This is a genomic window from Novosphingobium sp., assembly GCF_024642085.1.
GTDB lineage: Bacteria > Pseudomonadota > Alphaproteobacteria > Sphingomonadales > Sphingomonadaceae > Novosphingobium.
This window is the reverse complement of sequence record NZ_JAHEBV010000064.1, coordinates 1-15229: the sequence shown is the minus strand read 5'-3', so window position 1 is coordinate 15229 and position 15229 is coordinate 1. Positions and strand designations below refer to the sequence as shown.

14 protein-coding genes and 1 pseudogene are annotated in these 15229 nt (G+C 59.8%); 14 read left to right on the top strand and 1 reads right to left on the bottom strand.

Annotation, left to right across the window (positions count from 1 at the left end):
- Genes nuoF through Q0L62_RS13505 form a run of 14 tightly spaced genes read left to right on the top strand, consistent with a single transcriptional unit; the run spans position 1 to position 14576 of the window.
- Positions 1-1287 carry an NADH-quinone oxidoreductase subunit NuoF gene (nuoF, locus tag Q0L62_RS13570; RefSeq protein WP_296680878.1) on the top strand — a complete coding sequence of 429 codons (1287 nt, stop codon included), beginning with the start codon at positions 1-3 and terminating at the stop codon, positions 1285-1287.
- Positions 1284-1640, top strand: a complete 357-nt coding sequence (locus Q0L62_RS13565; RefSeq protein WP_296680876.1) for a hypothetical protein — start codon at positions 1284-1286, stop codon at positions 1638-1640. Before nuoF ends, Q0L62_RS13565 begins: the two co-directional genes overlap by 4 nt.
- Positions 1633-3636, top strand: coding sequence for an NADH-quinone oxidoreductase subunit NuoG (gene nuoG, locus Q0L62_RS13560; RefSeq protein WP_296680874.1), 2004 nt, complete (start codon positions 1633-1635; stop codon positions 3634-3636). The genes Q0L62_RS13565 and nuoG overlap by 8 nt, the downstream gene beginning before the upstream one ends.
- Positions 3633-4688, top strand: a complete 1056-nt coding sequence (gene nuoH / locus Q0L62_RS13555; protein ID WP_296680870.1) for an NADH-quinone oxidoreductase subunit NuoH — start codon at positions 3633-3635, stop codon at positions 4686-4688. Before nuoG ends, nuoH begins: the two co-directional genes overlap by 4 nt.
- Positions 4685-5170: an NADH-quinone oxidoreductase subunit NuoI gene (gene nuoI / locus Q0L62_RS13550; protein WP_296680867.1), complete on the top strand. Its 486-nt coding sequence runs from the start codon at positions 4685-4687 to the stop codon at positions 5168-5170. Before nuoH ends, nuoI begins: the two co-directional genes overlap by 4 nt.
- Positions 5171-5182: 12 nt before the next feature.
- On the top strand, positions 5183-5800 hold the full coding sequence (locus Q0L62_RS13545; protein WP_296680864.1) for an NADH-quinone oxidoreductase subunit J: 618 nt from the start codon (positions 5183-5185) through the stop codon (positions 5798-5800).
- Positions 5797-6102: an NADH-quinone oxidoreductase subunit NuoK gene (gene nuoK / locus Q0L62_RS13540; protein WP_296680862.1), complete on the top strand. Its 306-nt coding sequence runs from the start codon at positions 5797-5799 to the stop codon at positions 6100-6102. Before Q0L62_RS13545 ends, nuoK begins: the two co-directional genes overlap by 4 nt.
- 7 nt (positions 6103-6109) lie before the next feature.
- A complete protein-coding gene (gene nuoL, locus Q0L62_RS13535; RefSeq protein ID WP_296680860.1) occupies positions 6110-8128 on the top strand; it encodes an NADH-quinone oxidoreductase subunit L in 2019 nt (672 codons plus the stop codon).
- A gap of 1 nt (position 8129) precedes the next feature.
- A complete protein-coding gene (locus Q0L62_RS13530) occupies positions 8130-9692 on the top strand; it encodes an NADH-quinone oxidoreductase subunit M (RefSeq protein WP_296680857.1) in 1563 nt (520 codons plus the stop codon).
- The gene (nuoN, locus tag Q0L62_RS13525; protein ID WP_296680853.1) at positions 9692-11158 is read left to right on the top strand and encodes an NADH-quinone oxidoreductase subunit NuoN; all 1467 of its coding nucleotides are present in this window, start codon (positions 9692-9694) and stop codon (positions 11156-11158) included. The genes Q0L62_RS13530 and nuoN overlap by 1 nt, the downstream gene beginning before the upstream one ends.
- Positions 11155-11865, top strand: coding sequence for a biotin--[acetyl-CoA-carboxylase] ligase (locus tag Q0L62_RS13520; protein ID WP_296680850.1), 711 nt, complete (start codon positions 11155-11157; stop codon positions 11863-11865). Before nuoN ends, Q0L62_RS13520 begins: the two co-directional genes overlap by 4 nt.
- Positions 11866-11884: 19 nt before the next feature.
- Positions 11885-12667: a type III pantothenate kinase gene (locus tag Q0L62_RS13515; RefSeq protein ID WP_296680847.1), complete on the top strand. Its 783-nt coding sequence runs from the start codon at positions 11885-11887 to the stop codon at positions 12665-12667.
- On the top strand, positions 12664-14298 hold the full coding sequence (locus tag Q0L62_RS13510) for a ribonuclease J (RefSeq protein ID WP_296680844.1): 1635 nt from the start codon (positions 12664-12666) through the stop codon (positions 14296-14298). Before Q0L62_RS13515 ends, Q0L62_RS13510 begins: the two co-directional genes overlap by 4 nt.
- A gap of 5 nt (positions 14299-14303) precedes the next feature.
- On the top strand, positions 14304-14576 hold the full coding sequence (locus Q0L62_RS13505; protein WP_296680841.1) for a DUF1467 family protein: 273 nt from the start codon (positions 14304-14306) through the stop codon (positions 14574-14576).
- On the opposite strand, the pseudogene Q0L62_RS13500 reads toward Q0L62_RS13505, so the two are convergent.
- A pseudogene (locus tag Q0L62_RS13500) lies at positions 14573-15229 on the bottom strand (ATPase); the annotation flags it as partial. The gene Q0L62_RS13505 and the pseudogene Q0L62_RS13500 overlap by 4 nt on opposite strands.

Here is a 15229-nt window from a genome sequence, read left to right as displayed (position 1 = left end):
ATGTCGCTCCACGACAAAGACCGCATTTTCACCAATGTCTATGGCTACCAGCCGTGGAACCTCAAGGCCGCCCAAGCCCGGGGCGATTGGGACGATACCAAGGTGCTGATGGCCCGCGGGCAGGATGCGATTATCGAGGAAATCAAGGCCAGCGGCCTGCGCGGGCGCGGCGGGGCCGGGTTCCCGACCGGGCTCAAGTGGTCGTTCATGCCCAAGGAATCGAAGGACGGCCGCCCCAGCTTTCTGGTCATCAATGCCGACGAGTCTGAGCCGGGCAGCTGCAAGGACCGTGAAATCATCCGCCACGATCCGCATAAGCTGATCGAAGGCGCGCTGGTGGCGGGCTACGCGATGCGCGCGCGCGCCGCCTACATCTACATCCGCGGCGAATACATCCGCGAGGCGCAGGTGCTCGAAGCGGCAGTGCAGGAAGCCTATGATGCCGGGCTGATCGGGAAGAACGCCTGCAAATCAGGTTACGATTTCGATGTCTTTGTCCACCGCGGCGCGGGTGCATACATCTGCGGCGAAGAAACCGCGATGATCGAAAGCCTGGAAGGCAAGAAGGGCCAGCCGCGCCTCAAACCACCATTCCCGGCCGGGGCAGGCCTCTATGGCTGCCCGACCACGGTCAACAACGTTGAAAGCATCGCGGTCGCCCCCACGATACTGCGGCGCGGCGCTTCCTGGTTCTCAAGCTTCGGGCGCGAGGGCAACAAGGGCACCAAGCTCTTCCAGATCAGCGGGCACGTGAACAAGCCCTGCGTGGTGGAAGAGGCGATGAGCATTCCGTTCTCGGAACTGATCGAAAAGCATTGCGGCGGCATCACCGGCGGGCGCGGTAACCTGCTGGCGGTAATCCCCGGCGGCTCCTCGGTCCCGCTGGTTCCGGCGGCCGAGATCTGGGACGCGCCGATGGACTTCGACGGTCTGAAGGCGGTCGGCTCGGGCCTTGGCACCGCGGCTGTCATCGTCATGGACAAGTCGACCGACATCGTCCGCGCGATTGCCCGCCTGTCCTACTTCTACAAGCACGAAAGCTGCGGCCAGTGCACCCCCTGCCGCGAAGGCACCGGCTGGATGTGGCGGGTGATGGAACGCCTGCGGACGGGTGATGCTGCGGTTGAGGAAATCGATATGCTCCAGCAGGTCACCAAGCAGGTCGAAGGCCACACTATCTGCGCGCTGGGCGATGCGGCGGCGTGGCCGATCCAGGGCCTGATCAAACACTTCCGTCCCGAGCTGGAACGGCGGATTGCGGAAAATGTGCGGGAGGCGGCAGAGTGAAGCTATTTGGTTCATCAGCGCGTACTACGCAGCTCACTTGCGACGAGATAGTAGGGCAATTTGCGGAGCTCTTAGAGAAGTTTCCCGCTGGCAACGCTGCGCTACCTTTCGAAGCTGAGATTATTAAGGCCGCTATTGTTGCTCGGGCGGCTGAATCGGATGACCCAGTGCTCTTGGGTTACGCCCGTGAGGGATTTATAAGTCTCGTTCAGTTTACTGGCAAACATAAGCATGTGCCACTTGCCGACTTGAGCGAAGCAAGTGCCATAGCGTTAGTCGATCGAGAATGCGCTACCTTGAGAGATGAGTTCGAAAAGCGATTGGCTCTGAAGCAGGAATATTTGGATGCCTAAAGTCACCGTAGACGGCATCGAACTCGAAGTTCCCGCCGGGGCCACCGTGCTCCAGGCGTGCGAGCTGGCGGGCAAAGAAATCCCGCGGTTTTGCTACCACGAGCGGCTGTCTATCGCGGGCAATTGCCGGATGTGTCTGGTTGAGGTTGCCCCCGGACCGCCCAAGCCGCAGGCGTCGTGCGCGCTGCCCGCGACCGAAGGTCAGGTGATCAAGACCGACAGCCAGATGGTCAAGGCCGCGCGTGAAGGGGTGATGGAGTTTCTCCTGATCAACCACCCGCTCGATTGCCCGATCTGCGATCAGGGCGGTGAGTGCGATTTGCAGGACCAGTCGGTCGCCTATGGCCGGGGCCGCTCACGTTTTCACGAAGAAAAGCGCGCGGTCACCGAAAAATACATGGGGCCGCTGATCAAGACCACAATGACCCGCTGCATCCAGTGCACCCGCTGCGTGCGCTTCAGCGAGGAAGTGGCCGGGGTGGATGAAATCGGCGCGCTGTACCGCGGCGAAAACATGCAGATCACCACATATCTGGAAAAGGCGGCCAAGCACGAGCTTTCGGCCAATGTGATCGATCTGTGCCCGGTCGGCGCGCTGACCAGTGGGCCGTACGCTTTCGAAGCGCGGCCGTGGGAGTTGAAAAAGACGCTGTCGATCGACGTATCGGACGCGCTGGGTTCCAACATCCGCCTCGACAGCCGGGGCCGCGAAGTGCTGCGCATCCTGCCGCGGATCAACGACGACGTGAACGAGGAATGGCTGTCTGACAAGGGCCGCTACATGGTCGATGGACTGACCCGCCGCCGCCTCGACAAGCCGTGGCTGCGGCGTGACGGCAAGCTGGTTGCGACCAGTTGGGACGAAGCTTTTGCCGCCATCGCCGCGATCAAGCCGGGCAAGTCGGTTGCGGTTGTCGCGGGCGACATGGTCGATTGCGAAACGATGTTCGCCGCCAAGGCGCTGGCCGGGGCGCTGGGTTCCAGCCTGCTCGAAGGGCGCCAGACCGGGATGGACTATGATTGTTCAAACCTGGCTGCGGTCAATTTCAATTCCGGCCTGGCCGGTATCGAGGACGCCGACGCGCTGCTGATCGTCGGTAGTCACGTTCGCTGGGAAGCGGCGGTACTTAACCCGCGCCTGCGAAAGATCGCTAAACGGGGCGGCAAGGTGTTCATCGTCGGGCCTGAGTGGGAGACCACGTTCCCCGCGACATTCCTGGGTAATGATCTGGCGGTGCTGGGCAAATTACCCAAGGCCGCTGCCGATGCCTTTGCCAAGGCTGAGCGTCCGGCAATCATCATGGGCGGTGCAGCTTTGGGCAAAGGCGCGCTGGCTGCTGGCCTGGCCTTTGCCGGGCAGTTCAAGCTGGTGCGCGAAGGCTGGAACGGCTTCAACGTGCTGCACATGGCGGCGGCGCGGATGGGCGGGTTGATGCTTGGGTATGCGCAACGGGGTGGTATTGCCGATGTGGTGCAGGCCAAGCCCAAGATGCTGATTTCACTAGGCGCGGATGAGGTGGACTATACCAAGTTTGCAGGCTCTATGATCGTCTACATCGGGCACCACGGAGACAAGGGCGCCCATGCCGCCGATGTCGTCCTGCCCGCTGCGGCGTTCAGCGAAAAGTCCGGGACGTACGTCAACACCGAGGGCCGGGTGCAGTTCGCCGACAAGGCGGTCTTTGCCCCGGGCGACGCGCGCGAAGACTGGACGATCCTGCGCGCGATGGCTGACGCTTTGGGCATATCGGTCGGCTTCGACAGCTTTGACCAGCTACGCACTGCAATGGCTTCCGACGTTCCCGCGCTGGGCCGCGAAGGCGTAGCGGGTTACGGTGCTTTGCCCAATGGAAAGGCCGGCGGCAAAGGCATGATCGAGGGCTATCCGATTAAGGACTTCTACCTTACCAACGCAATCGCCCGCGCCAGCGAAACGATGCAGCGCTGCTCGGCCGAACTGTTGAACGGGGAAGTATTCGCAGAGGCTGCGGAATGACCGCCTTCTTCAACCAGTGGATGTCTTACGACGCAGCATGGCTGACCGCCACAATTGTCGGTATCCTGCTCATCGCCCTGCCGCTGATGCTGTCCGTTGCGATGGTAATCTATGCCGATCGCAAGATCTGGGCAGCGATGGCGCTGCGCCGCGGTCCCAATGTGGTCGGCCCGTGGGGCCTGCTGCAGTCTTTCGCCGACGGGCTCAAAGTGTTTCTGCAGGAAACCATCGTCCCTTCGGCGGCCAACAAGGGCCTGTTTCTGATCGCGCCGATCATCACCTTTACCGTGGCCCTGATGGCCTGGGCGGTGATCCCGTTCAATTCGGGCGCCGTGCTGGCGGACATCAACGTCGGGCTGCTCTACGTCCTCGCGATCTCCTCGCTCGGCGTCTACGGCGTGATCATCGCCGGGTGGGCGTCAAACTCGAAATACCCTTTCTTCTCGGCGATGCGCGCCAGCGCCCAGATGATCTCCTACGAAGTGTCAATCGGGTTCATCCTGATCTGCGTGGTGATGTGGGCGGGGACGTTTAATTTGAACGGCATCGTCAAGGCGCAGGAAAATCACGTCTGGCTGTTCAACGGGTTCGTGTTCAACCCGCTGCTGTTCCCGATGTGGGTGATGTTCCTGATTTCCGGCATGGCCGAAACCGCCCGTGCGCCGTTCGACCTGACCGAAGCGGAGAGCGAGCTCGTCGCTGGCTATCAGACCGAATATTCCAGCATGAGCTTCGCGCTCTACTGGCTGGGCGAGTATGCCAACGTCCTGCTGATGTGCGCGCTCAACGCTACGCTGTTCTGGGGCGGGTGGCTGCCCTTGATCGACATTCCGTTCCTTGGACTGTTCCCGGGCATCGTGATCCCAGGCTGGCTGTGGCTTTTCGCCAAGATCTTGTTCTTTTTCTTCGTTTTCAGCTGGGTCAAGGCGACCGTCCCGCGCTATCGCTATGACCAGCTGATGCGGCTTGGCTGGAAAGTGTTCTTACCAGTGTCGCTGCTGTTCGTCGTGCTGGTAAGCGCGTGGCTTATGTACACGAGGTACGGCATATGACGGTCGGGCAACTCATCAAATCTTTTACTCTGTGGGAGTTCGTCAAGGCGCACTGGCTGACCTTGAAGTATTTCTTCAAGCCCAAGGCGACGATCAACTATCCGTTCGAGAAAAATCCGCTCAGCCCGCGCTTTCGCGGAGAGCATGCGCTGCGGCGCTATCCCAACGGCGAGGAGCGCTGCATTGCCTGCAAGCTGTGCGAGGCGGTCTGCCCGGCGCAGGCGATAACCATCGAGGCCGAACCGCGCGATGACGGTTCGCGCCGCACCACCCGCTATGACATCGACATGACCAAATGCATCTTCTGCGGCTTTTGCCAGGAAGCCTGCCCGGTCGATGCCATCGTCGAGGGGCCGAACTTCGAATATGCGACTGAAACGCGCGAGGAATTGCTCTACGACAAGACCAAGCTGCTGGCGAACGGGGACAAGTGGGAGCGGGCACTGGCCGCGAACCTTGAAGCCGATGCGCCGTATCGCTAGGGGCGCGCGCAGATGATCACGGTTCTTGCCTTTTACCTGTTTGCCACGCTGACCGTGCTGGCCGGCGCGGTGACGATCCTGGCGCGCAACCCGGTCCATTCGGTGCTGTGGCTGATCGTCGCGTTCTTCAACGCGGCCGGACTTATGGTGCTGGTCGGGGCGGAGTTCATCGCGATGCTGCTGGTCATCGTCTACGTCGGCGCAGTCGCGGTATTGTTTTTGTTCGTGGTGATGATGCTCGACATCGATTTTGCGCAGCTGCGCGCTGGGTTTGTCCGCAATTTCCCGCTGGGGCTGCTGCTTGCGGTGGTGCTGCTGGCCGAAATGGGCATCGGTATCGGCGCCTGGAGCGTCGGCGGGATCAAGCTGGGCACTCCGGATGGTTCGGCCCCTACGGGCGCTGCGGCCAGCAATATCGAAGCGGTCGGCATGCTGCTTTACAGCAAATACCTGTTCCTGTTCGAAGCCGCCGGGGTGCTGCTGTTGGTTGCAATGGTTGGTGCAATCGTACTGACCCATCGCCAGCGCAGCGGCGTGCGAGGTCAGAACATCGGCCGTCAGATCGCTCGGCGGCCGGACGAGGCGACGGTTAACGTCAAGCCCGAAGTCGGGCAGGGGGTGACGCTATGATCGGTATCGGCCATTACGTAACCGTCAGCTCGATCCTATTTGTACTGGGCGTGCTGGGGATTTTTCTCAACCGCAAGAACGTGATCATCATTCTGATGGCAATCGAGCTGATCTTGCTGGCGGTGAACATCAATCTCGTCGCCTTTTCCAGCTATCTTCACGATCTGACCGGGCAGATATTTGCTATGTTCGTGCTGACCGTGGCCGCTGGCGAGGCCGCCGTAGGATTGGCTATTCTTGTAATCTATTTCCGTGACCGCGGCACCATAGCGGTTGACGACGTCCACAACCTGAAGGGGTAAGGTACCAGTGGATCCGATCCTCTTCATCGTTTTCCTGCCGCTGCTGGCAGCGATGATCGCTGGCCTGGGCAATCGGGCGCTGGGCAGTGTTGCGGCCAAGACAGTGACCACGGGCGCGCTGTTCATTGCCTGCGCGTTGAGCTGGCCGATCTTCCTCGGTTTCCTGGGCGGCCATGCCGAACCGCATGTGGTTCCGGTGCTGCAATGGGTCCGGTCGGGCGCGCTCTCTTTCGACTGGGCGCTGCGGGTCGATACTCTGACTGCCGTGATGTTGGTGGTTGTCACGTCGGTCTCGGCGCTGGTTCACCTTTATTCGTGGGGTTACATGGACGAAGACCCGGATCAGCCGCGGTTTTTCGCTTACCTGTCGCTGTTCACCTTCGCCATGCTGATGTTGGTGACCGCTGACAATCTGGTCCAGATGTTTTTTGGGTGGGAAGGGGTCGGCCTTGCCTCGTACCTGCTGATAGGTTTTTGGTTCAGGAAGCCTTCGGCCAGCGCCGCAGCGATCAAGGCCTTTGTGGTCAACCGCGTTGGCGATCTGGGTTTCATGCTGGGGATTTTCGGCACCTTCCTGGTGTTCAATACAGTGTCTATCCCCGAAATCCTGGTTCGTGCGCCGGCCATGGCTGGATCAACCATTCATTTTCTCGGCATGCAATGGGATACAATGACGATCCTGTGCGTACTCCTGTTCATCGGTGCAATGGGTAAATCCGCCCAGCTCGGCCTCCACACCTGGCTGCCTGACGCGATGGAAGGACCGACCCCTGTGTCGGCGTTGATCCACGCCGCGACCATGGTCACGGCGGGCGTGTTCATGGTTTGCCGCCTGTCACCGATGTTCGCCGCCAGCCCGACCGCAATGGCCTTCGTCACGATCGTCGGCGCCTGTACGCTGTTCTTCGCCGCGACGATTGGCACGACGCAGTGGGACATCAAGCGCGTTATTGCCTATTCGACCTGTTCGCAGCTGGGCTACATGTTCGTTGCTGCCGGTGTCGGCGCGCCGGGTGCGGCGATGTTTCACCTGTTCACCCACGCCTTTTTCAAGGCGCTGCTTTTCCTGGGTGCAGGATCGGTCATCCATGCAATGCACCACGAACAGGATATGCGGTTCTATGGCGGGCTGCGCAAACAGATCCCTTGGACCTTCTGGGCAATGATGGCAGGCACGTTGGCAATTACCGGGGTCGGCATTGTCGACGTATTCGGCTTCGCGGGATTCTATTCAAAGGACTCCATCCTTGAAGCAGCCTATGCCTCAGCCAGTGAAAGTGGCCGTTTCGGGTTCTGGATGGGCATTTTCGCGGCGCTGCTGACAAGCTTCTATTCGTGGCGTCTGATGTTCCTGACCTTCTATGGCAAGCCGCGTTGGGCCGGGTCCGAACATGTTCAGCATGCAGCGCACGGTGATCATCATGGCGCTGATACGCATGCCCACGGGCACCACGATGACGGCACCGCCGGCTATCATCCGCATGAAAGTCCGCTAAGCATGCTGGTGCCGCTGGTGCTCCTGTCGACCGGCGCGGTGCTGGCTGGATTTGCTTTCCATCATTCCTTCATCAGCGGGGGTCCGGGCGAGTTCTGGAAGGGCAGCGTCGCGTTCAGCGAGGAACTGATCCACCACATGCACGGCGTTCCCTGGCAGGTGAAATGGGCGCCGTTCGCCGTGATGCTGACCGGCTTTCTCACCGCCTGGCAATTCTATATCCGCAAGCCCGAAACCCCGGCGCAGGTCGCGGCGCAACTTGGCGGTCTATACCGGTTTGTCTATAACAAGTGGTACTTCGACGAGCTTTATGACCGTGTCTTTGTTCGGCCCGCCTTCTGGCTGGGGGAAAAGTTCTGGAAGTTAGGCGACATTGGGTTGATCGACCGGTTTGGACCCAACGGCGCGGCCTGGGTTGTTGCCCAGGGAAGCCGCGGCGCGCAGCGCTTCCAATCGGGTTATCTTTACAGTTATGCGCTGGTCATGCTGCTCGGTCTGACCGCGGCGATCAGCTGGGTGATGGTGCACTAGAATGACTGGTTTCCCCATCCTCACGCTGTTGCTCGCCGTGCCGCTTCTGGCGGCTCTGGGTTGTCTGCTTGCCGGCGCACAAACCGCGAGAAGGCTAGCCTTGGCGGCAACGCTGATAGACTTCGCACTCGGCGTTGTGCTTTGGTCCCGCTACGATATTGGCGGCGCGCAATGGCAGTTTACCGAGAATGTCGCGTTGTTTGCGGGTTTTTCGTATAAGCTGGGGATCGACGGCATTGCCTTGCTACTGATCATGCTTTCGGTATTCCTTATGCCGATCTGCATTGGCGCTTCGTGGCGCTCGATCGACAAGCGGGTTGGCGAATACATGGCTGCTTTCCTGCTCATGGAAACGCTGATGATCGGCGTGTTTGCAGCGCAGGATCTATTCCTGTTCTACATCATGTTCGAAGCCGGCCTCATCCCGATGTATCTGATCATCGGCGTTTGGGGCGGAGCGGACCGGATTTACGCGAGTTACAAGTTCTTCCTCTACACCCTGCTTGGTTCGGTTCTGATGTTGATCGCCATGATGTGGATGGTGAACGATGCCGGGACGACGGACATCCCGACCCTGATGGCCTATGACTTCCCGGTTGGCGCACAAAAGTGGCTGTGGCTGGCCTTTTTCGCCAGTTTTGCGGTGAAGATGCCGATGTGGCCGGTTCATACCTGGCTGCCCGATGCTCACGTACAGGCACCGACTGCAGGCTCTGTTATTCTGGCAGGTGTCCTGCTCAAGATGGGGGGCTATGGATTCATCCGCTTTTCGCTGCCGATGTTTCCTGAGGCTAGCGCGCAGTTCGCGCCGCTTATCTTTGCGCTGTCAATGATAGCAGTGATCGCGACGAGCCTGATTGCGCTGGTCCAGCACGATATGAAGAAGCTCATAGCCTATTCTTCAGTTGCGCACATGGCGATCGTGACGATCGGGCTCTTTGCTTTCAATGTCCAGGGGCTGGAAGGCTCGATGATTGTCATGCTTAGCCACGGGCTGGTTTCGGGTGCCTTGTTCCTTGCGGTCGGCGTGATCTACGACCGGCTGCACACGCGGGAAATCAACCGATATGGGGGGCTGGCCATCAGCATGCCCCGCTACGCGCTGTTCTTCATGCTGTTTACGATGGCATCGGTTGGCCTGCCTGGCACCAGCGGCTTTGTGGGTGAAGTCCTGGCCCTGACCGGTGTCTACCAGGTGTCGAGCTGGGTCGCCGCGGTCTGCGGCATGGGCGTAATCCTGGGGGCTGCCTATATGCTGTATCTGTATCGGCGCGTCGTTTTCGGGATCCAGGCAAATCCGGATGCTGCTGCGATGACCGACCTTGACCTGCGTGAGTGGCTGATGATGGTCCCTCTTGCTGGTGCCGTCCTATGGATGGGCATCTACCCCGAAAGTTTCCTGAGGCCCATGCGCCAGGATATTGCGGCGTTGGACGCACGCTTGTCCCGGGCACGACCCACAGGCGATGCAACGTTGACGCCAGGAAAACCGCAGTCAGCAGTTCGCGCCGTGACTGAGACCGGGCACGAGCAGCCAGCCTCCGCGCCGATGAGAGCGCACTGATGAGCTGGACCCACTCGCTAACTCTGGTTGCGCCCGAGGAACTCCTGAGCGTGACAGGCCTGGTCCTGCTTCTTGCTTCCGCCTGGTCGCGCGGTCAGCGCGACGCGCGTGCCATTACCTGGCTTTCGGTGCTGGCGCTGGCGATTGCCGCGATTATCGTTGTGCCTGCGCTGTGCGGCGGGCTGCGCGGGGATGCCGCCAATGCCTTTGACGGGCTTTATTCCGGTGACTCCTTTGCCGCCTTCGCAAAGCTACTGGTCTATGCCGCGGCGGGCGCGAGCCTTCTGATCGCGCCGGTATTCTTTGAAAAAGCACGTTCGATGCGGCCCGAATATCCGGTGCTGGTTCTGTTCGCCGTGGCGGGCATGGGCATGATGGTTTCGGCCACCAACCTGTTGACGCTGTATGTCGGGCTCGAATTGAACTCGCTTGCCGCCTATGTGCTGGCAGCGTTCCTGCGCAACGACCAGCGCTCGGCCGAAGCGGGGCTCAAATATTTTGTCCTTGGCGCATTGGCAAGCGGCATCCTGCTGTTCGGGATGAGCCTGACCTACGGTTTTGCCGGCACCACCAGCTTTGCCGGCATAGCCGCAGCGCTTACCGGTGACATTTCGACCGGCGCGCTGTTCGGCCTGGTATTCATGCTGGCAGGCCTGGCTTTCAAGATCAGCGCCGCACCTTTTCATATGTGGACACCGGACGTTTACGAAGGCGCGCCGACGCCGGTGACCATGTTCTTTGCCTCAGCCCCCAAGGTAGCCGCATTGGCGCTGACCATGCGGATTGCGATCGTCCCGTTCGGCGCGCAGACTGTTGCTTGGCAGCAAATTGTCATTGTCGTGTCGTTGATGTCGATCATAATTGGCGCGCTGGGTGCGATAGGGCAAAGCAATCTAAAGCGCCTGCTGGCTTACAGCTCTATCAACAATGTCGGCTTTCTGCTGATTGGTCTGGCCGCCGCTACCCCGGCCGGAGTGGGGGCAATGCTGGTCTATCTGGCGATTTATGTTGCCATGACCGTGGGCGGATTTGTGGCACTGTTGATGCTCAAGGACGTGGATGGCAACCAGGTCGAACAGATTGACCAGATCGCCGGTTTGTCGCGTGAGCGCAAGGTGCTCAGCCTGTGCTTTGCAATGGTCATGTTAAGTTTGGCTGGCATCCCGCCGTTATTCGGGTTCTGGGGCAAGTTCGTGGTGTTCCAGGCCGCCGTGGCAGCGGATCTGCTGCCACTTGCGATCATAGGCATCGCCGCCAGCGTTATTGGTGCGTTTTATTATCTGAAAGTCGTCAAAGTAATGTATTTTGACGAACCGGCAGGGGTTGCCCTGGGTAAAAGCGATTGGGTCCACCAAGCGCTGTTATTGCTGGCAGCGCTGATCATATCGCCGCTCGGCTACCTGCTGACCAAGTGGTTGAGTGACCTGTCTTCGCTCGCGGCAGGTGCGCTGTTTGCAGGCACTTGATCAAGACTGTCCCAGTAACAGGTTCAACCAACGCTGACCTTGCCGCTCGACTTGCGGCGGGAGAACGGATTACTGAAGGCTATTGGCTGGTTGCTGACCGGCAGTCTGCCGGCAAGGGCCGCCATGGACGCACCTGGTTTGATGGCGCGGGTAATTTCATGGGATCGACGGTAATCCATGTTGGCAGGTGTGATCCTCCCGCCGGCACGCTGGCTTTGGTCGCTGCACTGGCAGTGGCAGAGGCGGTAACGTCTTATCTCGCCCCACCGCATCGCGTTGTGTTGAAATGGCCGAACGACGTGTTGGTAGGCAACGCAAAATTGGCCGGCATCCTGCTCGAAATGGTCGGAGGAAGTGTAATCGCCGGGATCGGGGTGAACCTTAAAGCAGCTCCCGTTCTTTCCGACCGCGATACGGCAACCCTGGCAAAGTTCGGTGCGCCGCCAGATCGCGATCTGTTTGCGGCAAATCTGGCCAGCCATCTCGACGCAGAGGTGGCGCGCTGGCGAGTTTATGGTTTGGAAGCGGTTCTTGCGCGCTGGCAGGCGTTGGCACACCCGGCAGGCACTCCGCTGCGGATTGGAGAGCCTGGGGAGGAAACGCTGCACGGCACATTTGCAGGACTTGCCGCAGATGGAGCCTTGCAACTCCGGCTTGCAAACGGCACGACGCGCACAATCCACGCGGGCGAAGTGCGCCTTGCCTGACCAGGAAGGAAGCGCAGCCATGCTGCTGGCGATCGACAACGGCAACACCAACGTCAAGTTCGCGCTGGTCGATGCCAATGGCAGCATCGTTCAACGCTGGCGGATTGCCACTGATGTGAAGCGAACTGCCGATGAATACGCCGTGTGGCTTGTCCAGTTGCTTAGCATGGAGGGCTTTTCGCGCGAAGACGTGAACGCGGTGGTGATTGCATCGGTTGTTCCTCGCGCGCTGCATAACCTGCAGGAACTGGCGACCAAATACTTCAGGGTGGAAGCCTTGATCGGTGGACGTGCGCCAGTCGAATGGGGGATCGCGCTTAAGGTTGATGAACCGCGCGCACTGGGTGCCGACCGTGCAGTCAATGCAATTGCCGCACAAGCGCTGGAAGCAGGCGACAAGATCGTCATCAGCTTTGGAACAGCGACAACCTTTGATCACATCGGCGCTGACGGTGCCTATTTGGGCGGTTCGATCGCCACCGGGGTCAGCCTGTCGCTCGATGCTTTGTACAACGCTGCCGCGATGCTTCCGCGCATTGCGATCGAGCCACCGCCTAGCGATAGCGTGATTGGCCGAGACACCGTCAGCCAGATGCAGATCGGGATCTACTGGGGTTACGTGTCTATGATCGAGGGCATGATCGCCCGGCTCAAAAAGGAGATCGGCCGTCCGGTAAAGGTGATTGCCACTGGCGGCCTGGCACCGCTGTTCCAGATGCATACCGACCTGTTTGACCGGGTCGAACCCGAACTGACCCTGCGCGGTATTGCCCTCCTCTATTCAAATCGGACTACCGCATGAAACCGGGTAATGAATTGCTGTTCCTGGCTCTCGGCGGGTCGGGAGAGATTGGAATGAACGTCAATCTCTACGGCTGCGATGGCAAGTGGCTGATGGTTGATCTGGGCATGACCTTTGGAATGAACGAATATCCCGGGACAGAGCTCGTTTTCGCGGACCTGGAGTTTATCGAGGAGCGTAAAAAGGATCTGATCGGGATCGTTCTTACTCACGCGCATGAAGATCATATTGGCGCGGTGCCCTATTTCGCCGAGGAACTGGGCGTGCCGCTGTTTGCGACGCCTTTCACCGCCAAGCTGGTTGCTGCCAAGCTGGAGGAAGCAGGCAACGCTGCAACGGTCGAATTGAATGTGATTGACCATCTTGACCGGTTTGAGCTCGGGCCGTTCGGCATCCGTTACGTACCGCTCGCACACTCAATCGCCGAAGGTAATGCGCTCTTGATTGACACGCCTTACGGCAACATCTTCCATACGGGTGACTGGAAGCTTGATGACAGGCCTTTAATTGGCACTCCTGCCACGTCCGAGGAATTGACCGCTATTGGCGATGGTGGTGTGCTGGCGCTGGTTTGCGATTCAACCAACGTGTTCAACCCCGAACCCTCCGGATCTGAAGGCGATGTGCGCGATGGACTGCTGGCCGAAGTAGCCCGCCACGCCGGAAAGCGCGTGGTGGTGACGACGTTTGCCTCCAACGTCGCGCGCTTGCAGACATTGGGCGAAGTGGCAAAAGCAACAAAACGGCAATTGTGTGTAGCAGGGCGATCGCTCGACCGCATCATCCGAACAGGGCAGGCTTGCGGCTACCTGCAAGAGCTGCCGCCGCTGATTGATTTCGATACCGCGATGGGACTGCCGCGCGGCGATGTGCTGATACTCGCTACCGGTGGGCAGGGAGAACCTCGCGCCGCTCTGTCGCGTATATCCGAAGACAGTCACCAGATTGCGCTTGAAGCTGGCGACGTAGTGCTGTTTTCGAGCCGACAGATCCCCGGAAACGAAATTGCCATCGGGCGCATTCAGAACCGCCTCGCCGCGCGGGACATAAAGTTGGTCACCGACCGGCAGAGCCATATTCATGTGTCTGGACATCCGGGCCGACCGGAACTTGAAGCGCTTTATGGCTGGTTGCGGCCGGAAATCCTGGTGCCGGTTCACGGCGAGGTTCGTCACATGCGCGAACAGGCGCGGGTCGGCAAAGCCAGCGGCGTTCCAAAGGCGGTGGTCCAGCAAAACGGCGATCTTGTCCGTCTGGCTCCCGGGAAGCCGGGCAAGATCAGCGAAGTCAGAGCAGGACGTTTGATCCTCGATGGGGACATCATCGCGCCGGCCAACGGAGAGGCTCAAGTCATGCGGCGGCGACTGGCGCAAAGCGGACTGGTAATCGTTGTACTGGATGGCAAGGGCCGCGCTCATGTCGAGGCAATTGGTCTACCGCTAGACGAAGATCTCGACGATTTTCTGCATGAGGCCAAGGAAGACGTTGCCGCTGCTCTGGCTCGGATGAAAAGTGGGCAGCGCCATGACCGCGACGCCGTATCCGAAGCAGCGCGCCTTGCCGCGCGCCGGGCCGCGCAGCGTTGGTCAGGCAAGAAACCCCAGGTGCGCGTCATCTTGCCGGAGTATTGATTCCAATGAAGCTGACTTCCATCGTCGCCATATTTACGCTCTTCTGGGTGCTGTCGGCGTTCCTTGTGCTTCCGTTTGGCATCCGAACCCATGACGAGGCTGGGCTTGCCAAGGTACCCGGACAAGCGGATAGCGCCCCGGCAAACTTTGATGCGAAACGCGTGGCAAAACGCGCCACCATTCTAGCCGCAATCTTGTTCGGATTGTTCTATATGAACTACATCTATGACTGGATCGATATCTCGTTGTTCGACTTCTACGCCAGCCACGAACGCTAGGCGCGTAGTCTTTCGATCGATTGCGCCAAGGCTACATAGAGCTTGCCCATATCCGACGACAACAAGGTCACGCCCAAGGCATGGCCATCACGTGTCGACAGGAGCTGCCGCAGCATCGCCTCGAAATCGTGGATGTAGCGGCTGACGTTATCGCGGAAACTCCGGTCGTCATCGTAGAGTTGGGCAACGGCTTTTGAATCGGGTGTTTCGAGCAACTTGACCGCGCGGCGCGTGAATATCCCGCGGTCTCCCTTAAGATAGGCTGCCCAGGCGGTATCCGACACATCGGAATCCATCGCCCGCGATATATCGATGGCATGGGAATTGAGAGATTCGTTGATAAGTGCGACGCGCCTAGCAAAGTCATTGTCGACCTGTTCTTCGGCGCGGCTGCGGGCGTGAGCCACCCGGCGCTCCAGATTGCTGGCCAGCTCGTTGACCTTTGCTAATTGATCGCGCAACTGAACCGCCGCGTCGCGGCTGACCCCAGCTGCTTGGGCAGCGGCCTGTTCGAGATGAACCGCGACTTCCGAGGCACGACTGCGCATGACCTGGTCGATCGCAGCACTGCTTTCTTCTCCAAGGCGGGCGGCAAGATCAGCAACGGCCTTTGCGCTCATATCTTCGATGCCAGCTACTGCGGCGCGGGCCGA